Consider the following 15,785-nt stretch of genomic DNA (forward strand, 5'->3'; position numbering starts at 1 on the left):
GGCATCCTCCCAACGGCGAAAATCCGCCGGCCAAGCGAAGAATCCATCGCAACCGCAAACGCAAACGCAAGTGAACAATCAGACTACAAAAATTTCCAAATGCGATTCCCCTGCCTCCGGCGGATTGATATCGATCAAGGTGCGCGATCGTGGGCGGTTCATCCTGCATCTGGGAACTTCGCTGGCAGGAGAGCATCATGAACGCGACGTCAGGAACAAAAGAGGCCGGAAGCCCGCCCGGCGAAGCTCGTCTGGCCGACCTCGCGGTTCTTGTCTTCGGTACGGAAAGGGACGCTGCGACGATCGCCTATGCCGAGAGGGTCGCGGAAGGCTTCCACGCTCATCTGGGCATTCTTTTCGCGAATCATATCGTCATGCCCCCGAGGTCCGCAGAGGCAGGGGTGGCCTCCCTCGCGGCGGAAATCGCGCGACACGGGCGCGCATCGGGGGATGCGACGGAACGATCGCTACGCGAAGAACTCGGCAGATTGGCCGTGGCGACAGAATTGCGTCGGGCCGACGGGTCCCTGCAAGAACTCACGCAAGCGGTCGTGCAGCTTGCCGGAACCACCGATCTTTTTGCCGTCTCCCAGCCGGATGCTCATAATTTTGGTGAAGACGAACTACTCGAGACGATCCTCTTCACTGCCGGCTCGGCGGCGATCCTCATACCAGCCGAACCAGCCCGTCCGGTGAGAGCTCCGGAATCGATCCTCGTCGGCTGGCGCGATACCCCCGAATGCTCGCACGCCGTGGCTGCGGCGCTGCCTCTCCTGAAGCGGGCCTCCCAGGTCTTTCTGGTGAGTGTCGCGGAGGAAGGATCTGAGGAGCAGGGACGCGAGCCTATGGCGGACATGGCCCGCCATCTCGCCCGTCACGGCGTTCTTGTCGAAACCAGAGAAATTCCGGCGTGGCAGGACGTGGCCGAGGGCCTCTTGCATGAGGCCGACGTCGTCGAATCCGACCTTGTGGTCGTCGGTGCCTATGGGCACTCAAGGCTTCGCCAACTGTTGCTCGGCGGTGTTACCCGCACGCTTCTGCGCAAGTCGCGCGTTCCGGTCCTCATGGCCCACTGACTGCGAACGGAACCGTACAAGAGGTACACCGGAAACGAAGCAACGCACTGATGGCAGCCCGATCTGAAGCCTCCAGGGTCGAAGCCTGTCGCAGAACGCTGGACAGCGCGACAGCCAGAGGGTGGCAAGTTCAGACAACTCTCATCGCATCCCCGGCAAGAGCGTTGGTCGTTCTACAGTGTAACCGCCTTCGAGCACGCGAGCGTGACGGCTCAGCCTGAGGCGAACGCGAATGCTGCCACTCCCGCCGCGAGTCCGCCGCCAATGGTCGCGAAGTGTCTCGTGCGACGTCTGTCTTGGCGGGAGGCGCCGCCCGCGTAGTCGAAACGCTCGTAGATGACGCCGTCCATCGGAAACCCAAGGCCGAGCAGTGCGTCCGAGACCGCCGAGACCATTCCTCCCGGACCGCACATCATTGCCACCGAGCGGGCGGGATCGAGTCCGTCGAGCAAGGTGCGCAGGCGGGGCGCGTCGAGCATGCCGATTTCACCCCGCCAGCCGGTCGTGGACGTCTCCGAAAGCAGGAGCACATGGAGATCAAGATGCTCACGTGCCGCGCTGATCTCGTCGAGGAAGGCGAAGTTCGCGGGCGCGCCGGCGGCGTAAGCCAGTCGGATTGGACGCCGTTCGCCTCTTGCCACCATATCTCGCAGAAGACCCATGATCGGGGCAATGCCGACCCCACCCGCGATCAGGACCACGGCGTCGGCGTCGGTCGCTTCGAGGACGAACTCGCCGTAGGGCCCGTCGAGGCCGATCGGCGTCCCGGGCGCGAGTGTGCCCACCTTGCTCGTAAAATCTCCCGCCTCCTTGATGATCAGCTTCATCCCCGGATCGCGGGGGCTGTCGGAGAGCGAGAAGGGATGGTCGAAGAGAGGAAATCGGCGCCGTCCAACGGTCATCCAGACGAACTGGCCCGCACGGTAGGCCATCGGGGGCGTCCCCGGAGCCGGCTCGACCTGCAACTGACACATCCGGTCGGCCACGCGCGACACGGCGGCAAGCCTCCAGGGACGCAGATGCAGCTGCAGCCAGCGCCAGCCGTAGAGGACAAAGACCACCGCCGCGACCGCGGTCCCGGTTGCCAGCCAGAGCGGCGGCAGCGGCGCAGCTCCACTGAAGCGTCCTGCGGCCAGCGCGTGGTGCAGGCCACCCGCCACCGCCACGACGCCGAGCGGTAGGTGCGTGGCTCTCCAGACCTCGTAGCGCCACGGCAGACGCTCGCGCAGCAGTGATGTGCCCATCAGCAGCACGAACGCGACCCACGAGACGACGCCGCTGCGATAATGGGGCGAGATCAGATAGAACTCGAGGCGCTCGCGTCCCAGCGCCGGTGCCTCGATCCAGGTCGGCAGGACGTAGAACAGCGGATGCAGGACCACTGCGACCAGCACCCACCACGCCGCGATCTTGTGGAAGGCCATGATCTTGTCGATACCGAGATGGCGTGAGACCGCGTCGAAGCGACCCGAGGTCACGAACTGCACGGCCATCGCAAGCACCGCCACCATTCCGAGCCCCGCGGCCGCGCGTTCCCAACGGTCGCCTGGCGCTGGCTGGGCAAAGATCGCGAGCGCGAGCGGCATCAGGCACACGCCGGTATAGAACGCGGCAAGCGCCGGCCCCGGCAGGCGCGTCGCATGGCGGGCGGCAGCTTTGTACGCGCCGCGGTCATCGGTGCTCGTCATCGTCTTTCCGCGATCCGGTTACGTCGCTTATGGTCAAGCATAGACCATGCCCGGACCCCGCGGGAACCTCGGGCGCCCGGGATGGCTAGTAGGACCGCAGGACAGGGAGACCGGCCCATGCTTGGAATGAACATCCACCGGATCGCACTTGTCGCAGGTCTCGTCGTGGCTTCCGCCGCGGCGGCGCAGAACGAACGCACGGAGCTCCCGGCAATCGTCGAGGCATGGCTGGCCGCGCCGCATGGCGACTACCATTCGCCGTCTTTCACGCATTGGAACGCGGACGGCGAAGTGCCGAAAAACTGCGCCGCTTGCCATTCCGAGCCAGGCTTCGTGGACTTCCTGGGCGCCGACGGCAGCGCGGCGGCGGTCGTCGAGGCGCCGGCGGCGGTCAACTCGCCGATCGGTTGCGCTTCCTGCCACACCTTTGCTGCGCAGGAGCTTGACGAGGTGGCGTTCCCCTCCGGAGCGAGTGTTGCCGGACTTGGTGCATCCGCGGTTTGCACCGTCTGCCATCAGGGCCGCGCATCCACCGACACCGTCGATGCGCGAGGGGAAGGCCTCGACGAGGACGCCGTCGATCCCGAACTGGGCTTCATCAACGTTCACTACGGCATCGCGGCCGCAACTATGCACGGTGGGGACGTTCGCGGCGGCTACCAGTATGCAGGCCGCGACTACGTCGGGCGCTTTGACCATGTGCCAAGCGCGGCCACCTGCACGTCCTGCCACGAGCCGCACAGTACGAATGTCGCTACGGGGACATGCCTGTCCTGTCACCGCGGCGTCGACGAGATCACGGCAATCCGCACCCGGCACGGCGACTACGACGGCGATGGCGACATCGCCGAGGGCATCGACGGTGAGATCGAGACACTCAAAAACCGGCTTGGCGAAGCGATTCGGCGTTACGCGACCGAGACCGTCGGGACACCCATCGGCTATACGGCCGATGCCTTTCCCTACTTCTTTACGGATACCGACGGCGACGGCCAGATCGATCCCGATGAGGCCACCTTCCCAAATAGCTACAAGAGCTGGACGCCGCGCCTCCTCAAAGCGGCCTACAACTACCAATTCACAAGCAAGGACCCAGGCGCGTATATCCACAATCCTGGTTACGTGCTGCAGTTGTTGCACGACAGTCTTGCCAGTATCTCGGTGCAGGTTGATGTCGATGTACCTGCGGTCCGGCGGTGATGATGCGGGCTCTCAGTGATGATGCGCGGATGGTTGCCGAAGGAACGGCGACCGCAGGAGCCTAGTCCACCACTTCAGGGCGCATGAATTAGAACGGCAGACCCGGGATACGACCGCATCGTAGCAGAAGCTGTCAGCGTCCGGTGGCGGCGGTCACAACTCCTTGGCCGTGGCCCTTCGAACAGCCAAGCCGATCTCGGCCAGAGTGCCCAAGGCAAGTGCGAACACGATGACTTCTATCGCTCGTCTATCACTTCTCCGGAGGAAGATGCTGATGTGTATCGTGCAAGGGAATTCCGTTGCAACACGACGCAACACGGAGTGACGCCAGATCGACCTGAAGTGATTGATTTGCTTGGTGAGCGCGCAGGGACTCGAACCCTGGACCTACAGATTAAAAGTCCGTTGCTCTACCAACTGAGCTACGCGCTCCGACCCCCGGGGCGAGAACGTCCCGGGAGCAGCGCGCGGACCATAGAAAGGCGCCCCCTCACGGTCAACCGTCTTTCTGGTTCGGGCCTGACGGTTTTGCGATTTGCCGCAGGCCGGCCAGGGGAATAGAAAGCGGCGGCGTTCCCGACCCGAGGCGCGGGCAGTGATCGTGGCGACGACGCAGGCTCCGCACCGAGCGAACGGCGCGCGCTGGCGAAGTCGCCGACCGCATCCAGCAACGAAGGCAGGTCCCTTGCTCGCCGAACTCTCCTATCCGACGGCCGTCTTTGCCGGTGCGCTGTCCTTCTTGTCGCCCTGCGTCCTGCCCCTCGTGCCGCCTTATCTGTGCTACATGGCGGGTGTCTCGGCCGACGAGCTTCGGGCCGGGCCGCAGATGGGCGCGACCCGCTACGGGCGGCTGATGGCCACCTCGGTGACCTTCGTCCTCGGCTTCTCGACGGTCTTCATCATGCTCGGGGCCGGCGCCAGCACGATCGGCCAGTTGCTGCGCCAGAACTTGGACTGGCTCGGCATGGTCGCCGGCGTGGCGATCATCATCATGGGCCTGAACTTCCTCGGTGTCTTCCGACTGTCCTTCCTGTCGCGCGAGGCGCGGATCACCGCGCCTGACAAGCCGCGCAGCGTACTGGGCGCCTATCTGATGGGGCTCGCCTTCGCCTTCGGCTGGACCCCTTGCATCGGCCCGGTGCTCGGCGCGATTCTCGGCCTGGCCGGATCGAAGAGCACGGTGGGCGAGGGCGCCCTGATGCTGGGCTTCTATTCGGCCGGGCTCGGCATCCCCTTCATTCTCGCGGCCGCCTTTTCCGGCGCCTTCTTCCGCTGGATGCACGGCTTCAAGGCGCATCTCGCGGCGGTGGAGAAGGCCATGGGCGGCCTTCTGGTGGTCACCGGACTCCTCTTCCTGACTGGCGGCATGCAGACCATGTCGTTCTGGCTGCTGGAGACCTTCCCGGCACTTCAAACCATCGGCTAGACCACACGATGCCTTGGCGTTGACCCGCAAGGGGGTGTCCGGCGCCCTGTCGGAGGCCCTGGCGAACAGGCCGGGTCTCTTCCGCGCTTTACTTTGCCGCGAAGTTGCCTCCTGAACTCGCGCATGACCCGTGCTAAGGCGTGTCGCGAGATTCAAGCGAAGGACGTGAGTGCGAGATGGCAAGACGGTGCCTGTCGATCATCCTGGCCGCTGGCGAAGGCACGCGGATGCGATCGTCGAAATCCAAGGTCCTGCACGAGGTGGCCGGACTGGCGATGATCCGCCACGTCGTCCGCGCGGCGCGCGAGGCCGGCTCCGACGCAATCGCACTGGTCGTCGGACGTGACGGGACGAGCGTCGCGGAGGCGGCACGGCGCGAGATCGGGACGGTCGCGGCCTTCGAGCAGACCGAGCGGCTGGGCACGGGACATGCCGTGCTGGCCGCCCGCGCCGCGATGGCCGAAGGCTTCGACGACGTCCTCGTGCTCTTCGGCGACACACCGCTGATCGGGGTCGGCACGCTGGCGCGGGCTCGCGCGACATTGGCCGAGGGTGCCGATGTCTGCGTGGTCGGCTTTCGACCCGCCGATCCCACCGGTTACGGCCGGTTGATCGAGGCCGGCGGTGAGCTCCTCGCCATCCGCGAGGAAAAGGACGCCGACGCAGACGAACGTCGCGTCGGTTTCTGCAATGCCGGCGTCATGGCATTTCGCGGCGACGATGCCCTGGCCATGCTGGACAGGATCGGCAACGACAATGCCAAGGGCGAATACTACCTCACCGACCTCGTCGCGGTCGCCCGCGCGGCGGGGCGCAGCGTCCGCGCCATCGAGGCGGACGCGAACGAGGTGCTGGGGGTCAACACCCGTGAGGAACTCGCGGCAGTCGAGGCCCTGTGGCAGGCCGCGCGGCGGCGGCAGGTGATGCTGGCGGGCGTGACACTACAGGATCCGTCGAGCGTCTTCCTCAGCCACGACACCGTGCTGGAGGCCGACGTCTTCGTCGAGCCGCAGGTGGTGTTCGGCCCCGGCGTCCGCGTCGCGTCAGGGGCGACCATCCACGCCTTCAGCCATATGGAAGGCTGTGACGTCGGTCCCGGCGCGTCGGTCGGTCCGTTCGCGCGGCTGCGGCCGGGTACGGAACTGGCGCAGGGCGCTAAGGTCGGCAATTTCTGCGAGGTCAAGAACTCGGAGATCGGTGCGGGCGCCAAGGTCAACCACCTCAGCTATGTCGGCGATACAAGCGTCGGGGCCGCGGCCAATATCGGCGCCGGTACCATCACCTGCAACTACGACGGCGCGCTGAAGCACCGGACGGAGATCGGGGCAGGCTCGTTCATCGGCTCGAACTCGGCGCTCGTCGCGCCGGTGCGCGTCGGCGAAGGGGCCTATGTCGGCACCGGCAGCGTCGTCACCGACGACGTGCCGGACGGGGCCCTGGCCATCGCCCGCGAGCGGCAGGTCACCAAGCCTGGCCGCGGACGCGAGATCATCGAACGCAACAAGGCCGCCAAGGCGGCCAGATCCGCAACGAAGGACTGAAGACCGCGTAATCTCGCGACACCAATCGTGACTCCCGGCGGACCGGCGCTTCGTCTAGCTTGCCAGCCGCCGGCCGCCCGCCCGGGCATCGTCGCCCTCTGCCTCATCCAGCCTATCCGGGGACCCATCCATGTGCGGAATCATCGGCATCATCAGCCACGAACAGGTGGCCGATCGTCTCGTCGACGCCCTCAAGCGTCTCGAATACCGCGGCTATGATTCCGCCGGCATCGCCACGCTCGAAGACGGCAAGCTGACCCGCCTGCGCGCCGAGGGCAAGCTGGTCAACCTCGCCGAACGGCTGAAAACGCAGCCGCTGAAGGGCACGATCGGCATCGGCCACACCCGCTGGGCCACCCATGGGGCGGCGACCGAGGCCAACGCCCACCCGCATGCCACTGCGCGGCTCGCAGTCGTCCATAACGGCATCATCGAGAACTATCGCGAGTTGCGCGCCGAGCTCGAGGCCTCGGGCATCGTCTTCGAAAGCCAGACCGATACGGAGACGGTGGCGCATCTGGTGACGCGCGAACTCGAGGGCGGCCAGTCACCCAAGGACGCCGTCCACACCGTTCTGCAGCGGCTGGAAGGCGCATTCTCCCTGGGCTTCCTGTTCGACGGCGAGGAAGACCTGCTGATCTGTGCCCGGCGCGGCAGCCCGCTGGCGATCGGCGAGGGCAAGGGCGAGATGTATCTGGGCTCGGACGCCATCGCCCTGTCGCCCTTCACCGACGACATCCGTTACCTGGAGGAGGGAGATTTCGCCGTCCTGACCCATGAGGGCGTCCAGATCTTCGACGAGCACGCTCGCCCGGTGGTCCGGCCGATCCGCCGCACCGTCGGCAAGGCCTTCTATGTCGACAAGGGCAACCACCGGCATTTCATGCAGAAGGAGATCTACGAGCAGCCGGAGGTGCTGTCGCACACCCTCGGCGCCTTCGTGGACATGTCCACCGGCCGCACGCGGATCCCCCACGGCCAGGACCTCGACTTCTCGAAGGTCCGCCGGATTGCCCTGTCGGCGTGCGGTACCGGCTTCTACGCGGCGCTGGTGGGCCGCTATTATTTCGAGCGCTTCGCCCGCATCCCCTGCGACCTCGATGTGGCCTCGGAATTTCGCTACCGGGAAAGCCCGCTGGGCGACGTCGACCTGGCGCTGTTCGTGTCGCAGTCCGGCGAGACCGCCGACACCCTGGCCTCGCTGCGCTACGCCAAGTCGGAAGGGCTGAAGATCGCGGCCATCGTCAATGTCCAGGAATCGACCATCGCGCGCGAATCCGACGTGGTTCTGCCGACGCTGGCGGGACCGGAGATCGGCGTCGCCTCGACCAAGGCTTTCACCTGCCAGCTCATGGCGCTGGCGGCGCTGGCCATCAAGGCCGGTGTCGACCGCGGCGTGATCACGCCCGAGCGCGAACTGGAACTGACCCGTATGCTGACCGAGGCGCCCCGGCTCGCCAACGAGGCGATCCGCCTGGAAGAGACCATCGAGCGGCTGGCCCGCGACATGGCGACCAAGTCGCACGCGCTCTTCCTGGGGCGGGGATTCTCCTATCCGCTGGCCATGGAAGGCGCCCTGAAGCTCAAGGAAATCAGCTACATTCATGCGGAGGGCTATGCTGCGGGCGAGCTGAAGCACGGGCCCATCGCGCTGATCGACGAGACCATGCCCGTCGTGGTGGTTGCGCCCCACGACCGCAGCTTCGAGAAGACCATCTCGAACGTGCAGGAGGTCGCGGCACGCGGTGGCGAGATCATCCTGATCACCGACGTCACGGGCGCCGGCAGCGGCGCCGTGGATCGCGCCGAGATGATCGTCCTTCCGGACATGCCGGAGATCCTGACGCCGATCATCTACGCCATCCCGCTGCAGATGCTCGCCTATCACACGGCGATCCAGATGGGCACGGATGTCGATCAGCCCCGCAACCTAGCCAAGTCCGTCACGGTCGAGTGACGGGCACGCGCCTTTCGCACCTGCGAAAAAAGTTGCCTTGCATTCGCCATGGGGGCAAGTGAGTCTGGTGAACGGGGACGCGGCACGCCCTTGATGGTGCGCCGCAGCGGCGCTGGAAAGACGACGGCCATGACGCGGCTACGAACCTATTTCTTCACCGGCTTCATCGTCTGCGCCCCGCTTGCGATCACCGCCTGGATCACCTGGTCCTTCATGGGCTGGGTCGATGGCTGGGTGAAGCCCTACATCCCGACGCAATACACGCCGGACGCCTATCTGCCCTTCGCCATTCCGGGCTTCGGCCTGCTGGTGGCGCTGTTCCTGATCACCGCGATCGGCTTCCTGACCGCCAACATCATCGGCCGCACCTTGGTCAGCTGGAGCGAGAATCTGCTCGGGCGGACGCCGCTGGTGCGCACGGTCTACACGGCGCTGAAGCAGATCTTCGAAACGGTGCTGGCGGACCGTTCCTCGTCGTTCAAGACGGCCGGGCTGGTCGAATATCCGCGCAAGGGCATGTGGGCGATCGTCTTCGTGGCGACCACGGCCAGCGGCGAGATCAAGACCGTCCTGTCGGACCAGGGCGGGGAGATGCTGGCGATCTTCCTGCCGCCGACGCCCAACCCGACCTCGGGTTTCCTGCTTTACGTGCCGCGGGCCGATGTGCGGATCCTCGACATGAGCATAGAGGCGGCACTCAAGCTGGTCGTGTCGGCGGGCCTGGTCTCGCCGGAGGAAGGTGGCACGGTGCGCGGCAAGCCGATGACGGTGGCCGAAGCCTCACGACTGGTGCATGCCCAGCCGCCTGTGCCGGCCGAGCGGCGTGCCGAACCGGTTGACTGACACGTAGAAATTTCTGCGCCGGCGTCAGCCGGAACGCAGCAGCCGGATCGCCTCGTCCTTGCCGAACAGGTAGAGCAGCGCCCGCAGAGCCTCGCCGCGCGGCGAGGTGAGCTCCGGGTCCCGGGTGAGGATCATCCGCGCGTCGTCGCGGGCGACCTCCATCAGCCGCGCATGATGCTCCATCGAGGCGATGCGGAAATACGGCATGCCCGATTGCTGGGTACCGAGCAGATCGCCTTCGCCGCGCAGCTTCAGATCCTCCTCGGCGATGCGGAAGCCGTCCTCGGTCTCGCGCATGACCTTGATGCGGGCGCTGGCGGTCTCGCCCAGCGGCGCGCGGTAGAGCAGCACGCAGGACGACGCCTTCGAGCCGCGACCGACGCGCCCGCGCAACTGGTGCAGCTGCGACAGGCCGAAGCGCTCGGCATGCTCGATCACGATGATCGAGGCGTCGGGCACGTCGACCCCGACCTCGATGACTGTCGTGGCGACGACGAGCTGCGTGCGCCCGGCCTTGAAGTCGGCCATGGCGGCGTCCTTTTCCTCGCCGCTCATCCGGCCATGGACGAGACCGATCCGGTCGCCGAAATGCGCCTGCAGCTGGCGGAAGCGTTCTTCGGCCGCCATCAGGTCGCTCTTTTCCGATTCCTCGACCAGGGGACAGACCCAGTAGAGCCGCTCGCCGGCGGCCATGGCGTTGCCGGCGCGTTCGACGATGTCGGACAGCCGCTCCATCGGCACTGCGACGGTGGTGATCGGCTTGCGTCCCGCCGGCTTGCCGCTCAGCCGGGACACGTCCATGTCGCCGAAGGCGGCGAGGACGAGGGTGCGCGGGATCGGCGTCGCGGTCATCACCAGAAGGTCGGCGCCGCGCCCCTTGGCGGTGAGGCTGAGGCGTTGATGGACGCCGAACCGATGCTGCTCGTCGACGGCGACGAGGCCGAGATCGGCATATTCGACGCCCTCCTGGAACAGCGCATGGGTGCCCACGACGATCTGGAACTCGCCGGCGGCAATGGCTGCGAGCTTGGCGGCGCGGGTGCGCCCGGTGTCGCGGCCGGTGAGCAGCACGATCGACAATCCGGCCGGTTCGCAGAGCCTGGACAGGCCGTCATGGTGCTGGCGGGCGAGGATTTCGGTAGGGGCGAGAAGGGCCGACTGGGCGCCGGCTTCCGCCGCGGCGGACATCGCCATGAGCGCGACGACGGTCTTGCCGGACCCGACATCGCCCTGCAGCAGGCGCAGCATGCGGTCCGGCGCCGCCATGTCCGCATGGATCTCGGCGATCGCCGCTTCCTGGCCCTCGGTGAGGGTAAATGGCAGGGCATCGCGCAGCCGCTGCCCCGCCCGGCCCGTGGCCAGCAGCGGGCGGCCGCGGAACTTCTTCATGCGTTGCCGCGACAAGGCGAGCGCGAGCTGGCTGGCGAGATATTCGTCATAGGCCAGGCGCGACCAGGCGGGGCCCGCCTGGGCAATGTCGGTCTCGTCCTGCGGGTCGTGCAGGCGGCGGAGTGCACTGCCGAGATCCGGAAAGGCTTCGCGCGCGACCACCTTCGGATCGATCCATTCGGCCAGCTGCGGCAGCCGGTCCAGCGTCTGGGCGATCGCCTTGCGCAGGATTTTCGGCGAGAGCCCGGCGGTCATCGGATAGACCGGCTCGACGAGCGACATGGTCTCCGCCTCGTCCAGGGTGGCGACGAAGTCCGGATGGACCATGGACGGACGGCCGTTGAACCATTCGACCCGGCCCGAGACGATCATCGTTTCGCCGACCGGCAGCAGCTTCTCCAGCCAGCCCGACTGGCCGCGGAAATAGGTGAGGGCGATCTCCCCGGTCTCGTCCTGACCGAAGACGCGGTACGGCACCGAAGACTGGCCCCGACCCGGTGCCTGATGGCGGTCGATCCGCACGGTGAGGGTGACGATCGAACCTTCCGGCGCCGTGGCGATCTCTGCGCGCTTGCGCCGGTCGATCAGCCCGCTCGGCAGATGGAACAGAAGATCGCGCACCCGCACGTCGGCGCCATTGCCGACCAGCAGGGTCTGCAACTGGGCCGCGACTTTCGGTCCCACGCCTTCGAGCGTGGTGACGGGGGCAAACAGCGGATCGAGGATCGAGGGGCGCATCGGCGGCGAGGTTTAGACGCATGGAAGCCGAAGGCAAGGCTGACACGCCGGAACGCTCCCTATATAGAGGCCGAATTCACATGACGGGTTTGCCATGACTGGTATGCAGCGCTCCTCGAGCGATCTCGATGTCCGCCGCCGCAAGGCGTTGTTCCGCTCGTGGCACAGGGGCATCCGCGAGATGGACCTGGTGCTCGGCCGGTTCGCCGACGTCGAGATCGACAAGCTCACCGACGACGAACTCGGCGAATACGAGCAACTGATGGAAGCGCCCGACCGCGACCTGTTCCAGTGGCTCACCGGCGAGGTTCCGACACCGCCGAATCACGACACGCCCGTCTTCCGCCGGATCCGCGACTTCTACGGGACCGGCTGGGAAACCCAGTCATGAGCCTGCCGGCGTCGCTGAAGAAGGCGATCGAGAAAGATGGCGGGCTGGAGATCGGCAACGTCATCGACGGCTACGAGGCCTTCCTGCTGGCCGACATCGCGCGACTGCGTGGCGGCAAGAAGCCGGTGGTCTTCGTCATGCGCGACGGCAATCGTGTCGCGGCGCTGGAGGACGCTCTGCGCTTCGTCGCGCCGGACCTGCCGGTACTGACCATGCCGGCCTGGGACTGCCTGCCCTACGACCGCGTCGGCCCGTCGGGCGATGCGGCGGCCCGCCGCCTGTCGGCGATGACGGCGATCAACGCGCTGCGGCAGGAGCCGCATCGGGCGCTGATCCTGACCACGGCGAACGCGCTTTTGCAGAAGATGCCGCCGGCCGACGTCCTTGCCCAGGAGATGATCTCCGCCAAAGCGGGCAATCGCATTGCCATGGAGGACATCGTCCGGGCCCTGCAGCGCGGCGGATTCGAGCGGGTATCGACGGTGCGCGAGCGCGGCGAGTTCGCCGTGCGCGGCGGCATTCTCGACCTGTTCGCGCCCGGCGAGGAGGAACCGGTTCGGCTGGATTTCTTCGGCGACACGCTGGAGTCGATCCGGGCCTTCGATCCGGCCAGCCAGCGCACCATCCGGCAGCTGAAGAGCTTCGAACTGGCGCCGGTCTCCGAGGTCACGCTGCACGAGGAGACGATCAGCCGCTTCCGCGGCAATTACGTCAAGCGGTTCGGCGCCGCCGACCGCTCGGACGCGCTCTATGCCTCGATCAGCGAGGGCAAGCGCTTCTCCGGTATGGAGCACTGGTTGCCGCTGTTCTACGAGAAGCTCGACACGCTGTTCGATTATTGCGCCGGCTTCCCGATGATCCTCGACCATCTGACGCTGGAATCGGTGGCCGAGCGGCGCACGACGATCGAAGACCATTACGACGCGCGCAAGCGCGGCGCCGGCGAAAGCAGCGCCGAGTCGGTGCCCTACAATCCGGTCGAGCCGGACGAACTCTACCTGTCGCAGGACGAACTGGCAGGTGGCATCGCCAGCGCCGATCCGATCCGCCTGTCGGCCTACGCGGCCAGCGATGCCGCCAATCACACGGTGTTCAATCTCGACATCACCCGCGGTCGCAGCTTCGCGGCCGAGCGCGCCAGCGGCGACGTCAACGTCTTCCAGGCAGCCGTCGACCACATCGGCCGACTGCGCGCCAGGGGCAAGCGGGTCGTGCTCGCGGCCTGGAGCGAAGGCTCGCGCGAACGCCTGACCCAGGTCGTCGAAGAGCACGGCCTGGAGAACATCAAGGCCGCCGACAGCCTGAAGAAGGTCAATGAGGCGCCGAAGAACCTCGTCATGACGGCGGTGCTGGGCATCGAGGCCGGCTTCGAGACGGCCGATCTCGCCGTCGTCGGCGAACAGGACATTCTCGGCGATCGGCTGGTCCGTCGCGGCCGCAAGAAGCGCGCGGCCAACTTCATCGCCGAAGCCTCAGGCCTCGACGAGGGCGATATCGTCGTCCACGTCGATCACGGCATCGGCCGCTTCGTCGGCCTGAAGACGATCCAGGCCGCCGGTGCGCCGCACGACTGCCTGGAGCTGCGTTACCAGGGCGACGACCGCCTGTTCCTGCCGGTCGAGAATATCGAGCTTCTGTCGCGCTATGGCGGCGAGGGCTCCGAGGCGATGCTCGACAAGCTCGGCGGCGGCGCCTGGCAGGCCCGCAAGGCCAAGCTGAAGAAGCAGCTCCTCGACATGGCCGCCGGCCTCATCAGGATCGCCGCCGCCCGCCAGATGCGCGGCGCGCCGCGGCTGCTGCCGCCGGAAGGGCTGTGGGACGAGTTCGCCGCCCGCTTCCCCTACGAGGAGACCGAGGACCAGCTCAACGCCATCGACGCCGTGGCGGACGATCTGGCCGCCGGACGACCGATGGACCGGCTGATCTGCGGCGACGTGGGGTTCGGCAAGACCGAAGTGGCCCTGCGATCGGCCTTCATCGGCGCCATGAACGGGATCCAGGTGGCGGTGGTAGTGCCGACGACGCTGCTGGCGCGCCAGCACTACAAGACCTTCTCCGAGCGGTTCCGCGGCCTGCCGCTGAACGTGGCGCAGGCCTCGCGCCTCGTCGCGTCGAAGGAACTCTCCCAGACCAAGAAGGGGATTGCCGACGGCACCGTCGATATCGTGGTCGGCACCCATGCGCTGCTCGGCAAGGCGGTCGACTTCAAGAATCTCGGCCTTCTGATCATCGACGAGGAGCAGCATTTCGGCGTCAAGCACAAGGAGCGGCTCAAGGAACTGAAGTCGGACGTGCACGTGCTAACGCTGTCGGCGACGCCGATCCCGCGCACCTTGCAACTGGCACTGACCGGCGTGCGCGAATTGTCGCTGATCACCACGGCCCCGGTCGACCGCATGGCGGTCCGCACCTTCGTCTCGCCCTTCGACCCGCTGGTGGTGCGCGAGACGCTGCTGCGTGAACGCTATCGCGGCGGCCAGAGCTTTTATGTCTGTCCCCGCGTCGCCGATCTTGCGGACGTGAAGGCGTTTCTCGACGCCGAGGTGCCGGAGCTGAAGGTGGCCGTGGCGCACGGCCAGATGGCGGCGACCGAGCTCGACGACATCATGAACGCCTTCTACGAGGGCCAGTACGACGTGCTCCTGTCGACGACGATCGTCGAGTCGGGCCTCGACATCCCGTCGGCCAACACGATGATCGTCCATCGCGCCGACATGTTCGGCCTGTCGCAGCTCTACCAGCTGCGCGGCCGCGTCGGCCGCTCCAAGGTGCGGGCCTATGCGCTGCTGACGATCCCGGCCAACAAGACACCGACCAAGGGTGCGGACCGCCGGCTCAAGGTGCTGCAGTCGCTGGACACGCTCGGCGCCGGCTTCCAGCTCGCGTCGCACGATCTCGACCAGCGCGGTGCCGGCAACATTCTCGGCGACGAGCAGTCCGGCCACGTCAAGGAAGTCGGCTTCGAACTCTACCAGCAGATGCTGGAAGAGGCGGTCGCCGAGATGAAGGGCGAGGAAAGCGCGGGCGACGGCCAGTGGTCGCCGCAGATCGCGCTGGGCACCTCGGTGATGATACCGGAGCACTACGTCCCGGACCTCCAGCTGCGGATGAGTTTGTACCGGCGCATCGCCGATCTCGCCGATGCGCGCGAGATCGACGCCTTCGGCGCCGAGATGATCGACCGCTTCGGACCGATGCCGACCGAGGTGGAACACCTTCTGAAGGTCGTGTTCATCAAGTCGCTGTGCCGCAAGGCCAATATCGAGAAGCTCGATTCCGGCCCGAAGGGGCTGGTGGTCACCTTCCGCGACAAGAGCTTCCCCAATCCGGGCGCGCTGGTGCGCTACATCTCGGAGCAGGGCGCGTCGGCAAAGATCCGCGCCGACCAGTCGGTCGTGCTCATCCGCGACTGGCCGACGCCGGAGAAGCGGCTGAACGGGGCGGCGACAATCGCGACGCAGCTCGCGCGGTTTGCCGAAGAGGTGCAGAAGCAGGCGGCCTGACCGTCGCGGACGAGGGACGGCCCGCGGCAGGGC

At 66.6% G+C, this 15,785-nt stretch carries 10 protein-coding genes and 1 tRNA gene; 8 read left to right on the forward strand and 3 right to left on the reverse strand.

Features of this window, described 5'->3' with window-relative positions:
• The first annotated feature begins 197 nt into the window (after positions 1-197).
• Entirely contained in the window at positions 198-1,076 is an 879-nt protein-coding gene (locus tag VQ042_RS17660) for a universal stress protein (RefSeq protein ID WP_331821635.1), read from the forward strand.
• Between the two features lie 212 nt (positions 1,077-1,288).
• On the opposite strand, the gene VQ042_RS17665 is transcribed toward VQ042_RS17660, so the two are convergent.
• Positions 1,289-2,764, reverse strand: a complete 1,476-nt coding sequence (locus tag VQ042_RS17665) for a ferredoxin reductase family protein (RefSeq protein WP_331821636.1) — start codon at positions 2,762-2,764, stop codon at positions 1,289-1,291.
• A 117-nt stretch (positions 2,765-2,881) separates the two neighbouring features.
• Between VQ042_RS17665 and VQ042_RS17670 the strand changes: the two genes are divergently transcribed.
• Positions 2,882-3,964, forward strand: a complete 1,083-nt coding sequence (locus tag VQ042_RS17670) for a polyheme membrane-associated cytochrome C (protein WP_331821637.1) — start codon at positions 2,882-2,884, stop codon at positions 3,962-3,964.
• A 356-nt stretch (positions 3,965-4,320) separates the two neighbouring features.
• Here VQ042_RS17670 and VQ042_RS17675 read toward each other — a convergent pair.
• Positions 4,321-4,396: transfer RNA gene (locus VQ042_RS17675), tRNA-Lys, on the reverse strand.
• 253 nt (positions 4,397-4,649) lie between these two features.
• On the opposite strand from VQ042_RS17675, the gene VQ042_RS17680 reads away from it, so the two are divergent.
• From VQ042_RS17680 to VQ042_RS17695, 4 genes are all read left to right on the forward strand, one after another.
• Entirely contained in the window at positions 4,650-5,390 is a 741-nt protein-coding gene (locus tag VQ042_RS17680) for a cytochrome c biogenesis CcdA family protein (RefSeq protein ID WP_331821638.1), read from the forward strand.
• Positions 5,391-5,566: 176 nt separating this feature from the next.
• The gene (glmU, locus tag VQ042_RS17685) at positions 5,567-6,931 is read left to right on the forward strand and encodes a bifunctional UDP-N-acetylglucosamine diphosphorylase/glucosamine-1-phosphate N-acetyltransferase GlmU (protein WP_331821639.1); all 1,365 of its coding nucleotides are present in this window, start codon (positions 5,567-5,569) and stop codon (positions 6,929-6,931) included.
• A 130-nt stretch (positions 6,932-7,061) separates the two neighbouring features.
• The gene (gene glmS / locus VQ042_RS17690; protein WP_331821640.1) at positions 7,062-8,888 is read left to right on the forward strand and encodes a glutamine--fructose-6-phosphate transaminase (isomerizing); all 1,827 of its coding nucleotides are present in this window, start codon (positions 7,062-7,064) and stop codon (positions 8,886-8,888) included.
• 129 nt (positions 8,889-9,017) lie between these two features.
• The gene (locus VQ042_RS17695) at positions 9,018-9,731 is read left to right on the forward strand and encodes a DUF502 domain-containing protein (RefSeq protein ID WP_331821641.1); all 714 of its coding nucleotides are present in this window, start codon (positions 9,018-9,020) and stop codon (positions 9,729-9,731) included.
• Between the two features lie 24 nt (positions 9,732-9,755).
• On the opposite strand, the gene recG is transcribed toward VQ042_RS17695, so the two are convergent.
• Positions 9,756-11,858, reverse strand: a complete 2,103-nt coding sequence (gene recG / locus VQ042_RS17700; RefSeq protein WP_331821642.1) for an ATP-dependent DNA helicase RecG — start codon at positions 11,856-11,858, stop codon at positions 9,756-9,758.
• Between the two features lie 94 nt (positions 11,859-11,952).
• Between recG and VQ042_RS17705 the strand changes: the two genes are divergently transcribed.
• Together VQ042_RS17705 and mfd are read left to right on the forward strand one after the other, a co-directional pair.
• Positions 11,953-12,249 (forward strand): FAD assembly factor SdhE, encoded by a 297-nt coding sequence (locus VQ042_RS17705; RefSeq protein WP_331821643.1) that lies wholly within the window; start codon positions 11,953-11,955, stop codon positions 12,247-12,249.
• On the forward strand, positions 12,246-15,752 hold the full coding sequence (mfd, locus tag VQ042_RS17710) for a transcription-repair coupling factor (protein ID WP_331821644.1): 3,507 nt from the start codon (positions 12,246-12,248) through the stop codon (positions 15,750-15,752). The genes VQ042_RS17705 and mfd overlap by 4 nt, the downstream gene beginning before the upstream one ends.
• Positions 15,753-15,785: the final 33 nt, after the last annotated feature.

The organism is Aurantimonas sp. A2-1-M11 (assembly GCF_036549475.1).
Taxonomy (GTDB): domain Bacteria; phylum Pseudomonadota; class Alphaproteobacteria; order Rhizobiales; family Rhizobiaceae; genus Aurantimonas.

What these genes read in the sequence shown, in the direction of transcription:
- mfd (WP_331821644.1), top strand. Translation starts at nt 12,246, where the DNA reads ATGAGCCTGCCGGCGTCGCTGAAGAAGGCGATCGAGAAAGATGGCGGG.
- VQ042_RS17665 (WP_331821636.1), bottom strand. Translation starts at nt 2,764, where the DNA reads ATGACGAGCACCGATGACCGCGGCGCGTACAAAGCTGCCGCCCGCCAT.
- VQ042_RS17695 (WP_331821641.1), top strand. Translation starts at nt 9,018, where the DNA reads ATGACGCGGCTACGAACCTATTTCTTCACCGGCTTCATCGTCTGCGCC.
- glmU (WP_331821639.1), top strand. Translation starts at nt 5,567, where the DNA reads ATGGCAAGACGGTGCCTGTCGATCATCCTGGCCGCTGGCGAAGGCACG.
- recG (WP_331821642.1), bottom strand. Translation starts at nt 11,858, where the DNA reads ATGCGCCCCTCGATCCTCGATCCGCTGTTTGCCCCCGTCACCACGCTC.
- VQ042_RS17705 (WP_331821643.1), top strand. Translation starts at nt 11,953, where the DNA reads ATGACTGGTATGCAGCGCTCCTCGAGCGATCTCGATGTCCGCCGCCGC.
- VQ042_RS17660 (WP_331821635.1), top strand. Translation starts at nt 198, where the DNA reads ATGAACGCGACGTCAGGAACAAAAGAGGCCGGAAGCCCGCCCGGCGAA.
- VQ042_RS17670 (WP_331821637.1), top strand. Translation starts at nt 2,882, where the DNA reads ATGCTTGGAATGAACATCCACCGGATCGCACTTGTCGCAGGTCTCGTC.
- glmS (WP_331821640.1), top strand. Translation starts at nt 7,062, where the DNA reads ATGTGCGGAATCATCGGCATCATCAGCCACGAACAGGTGGCCGATCGT.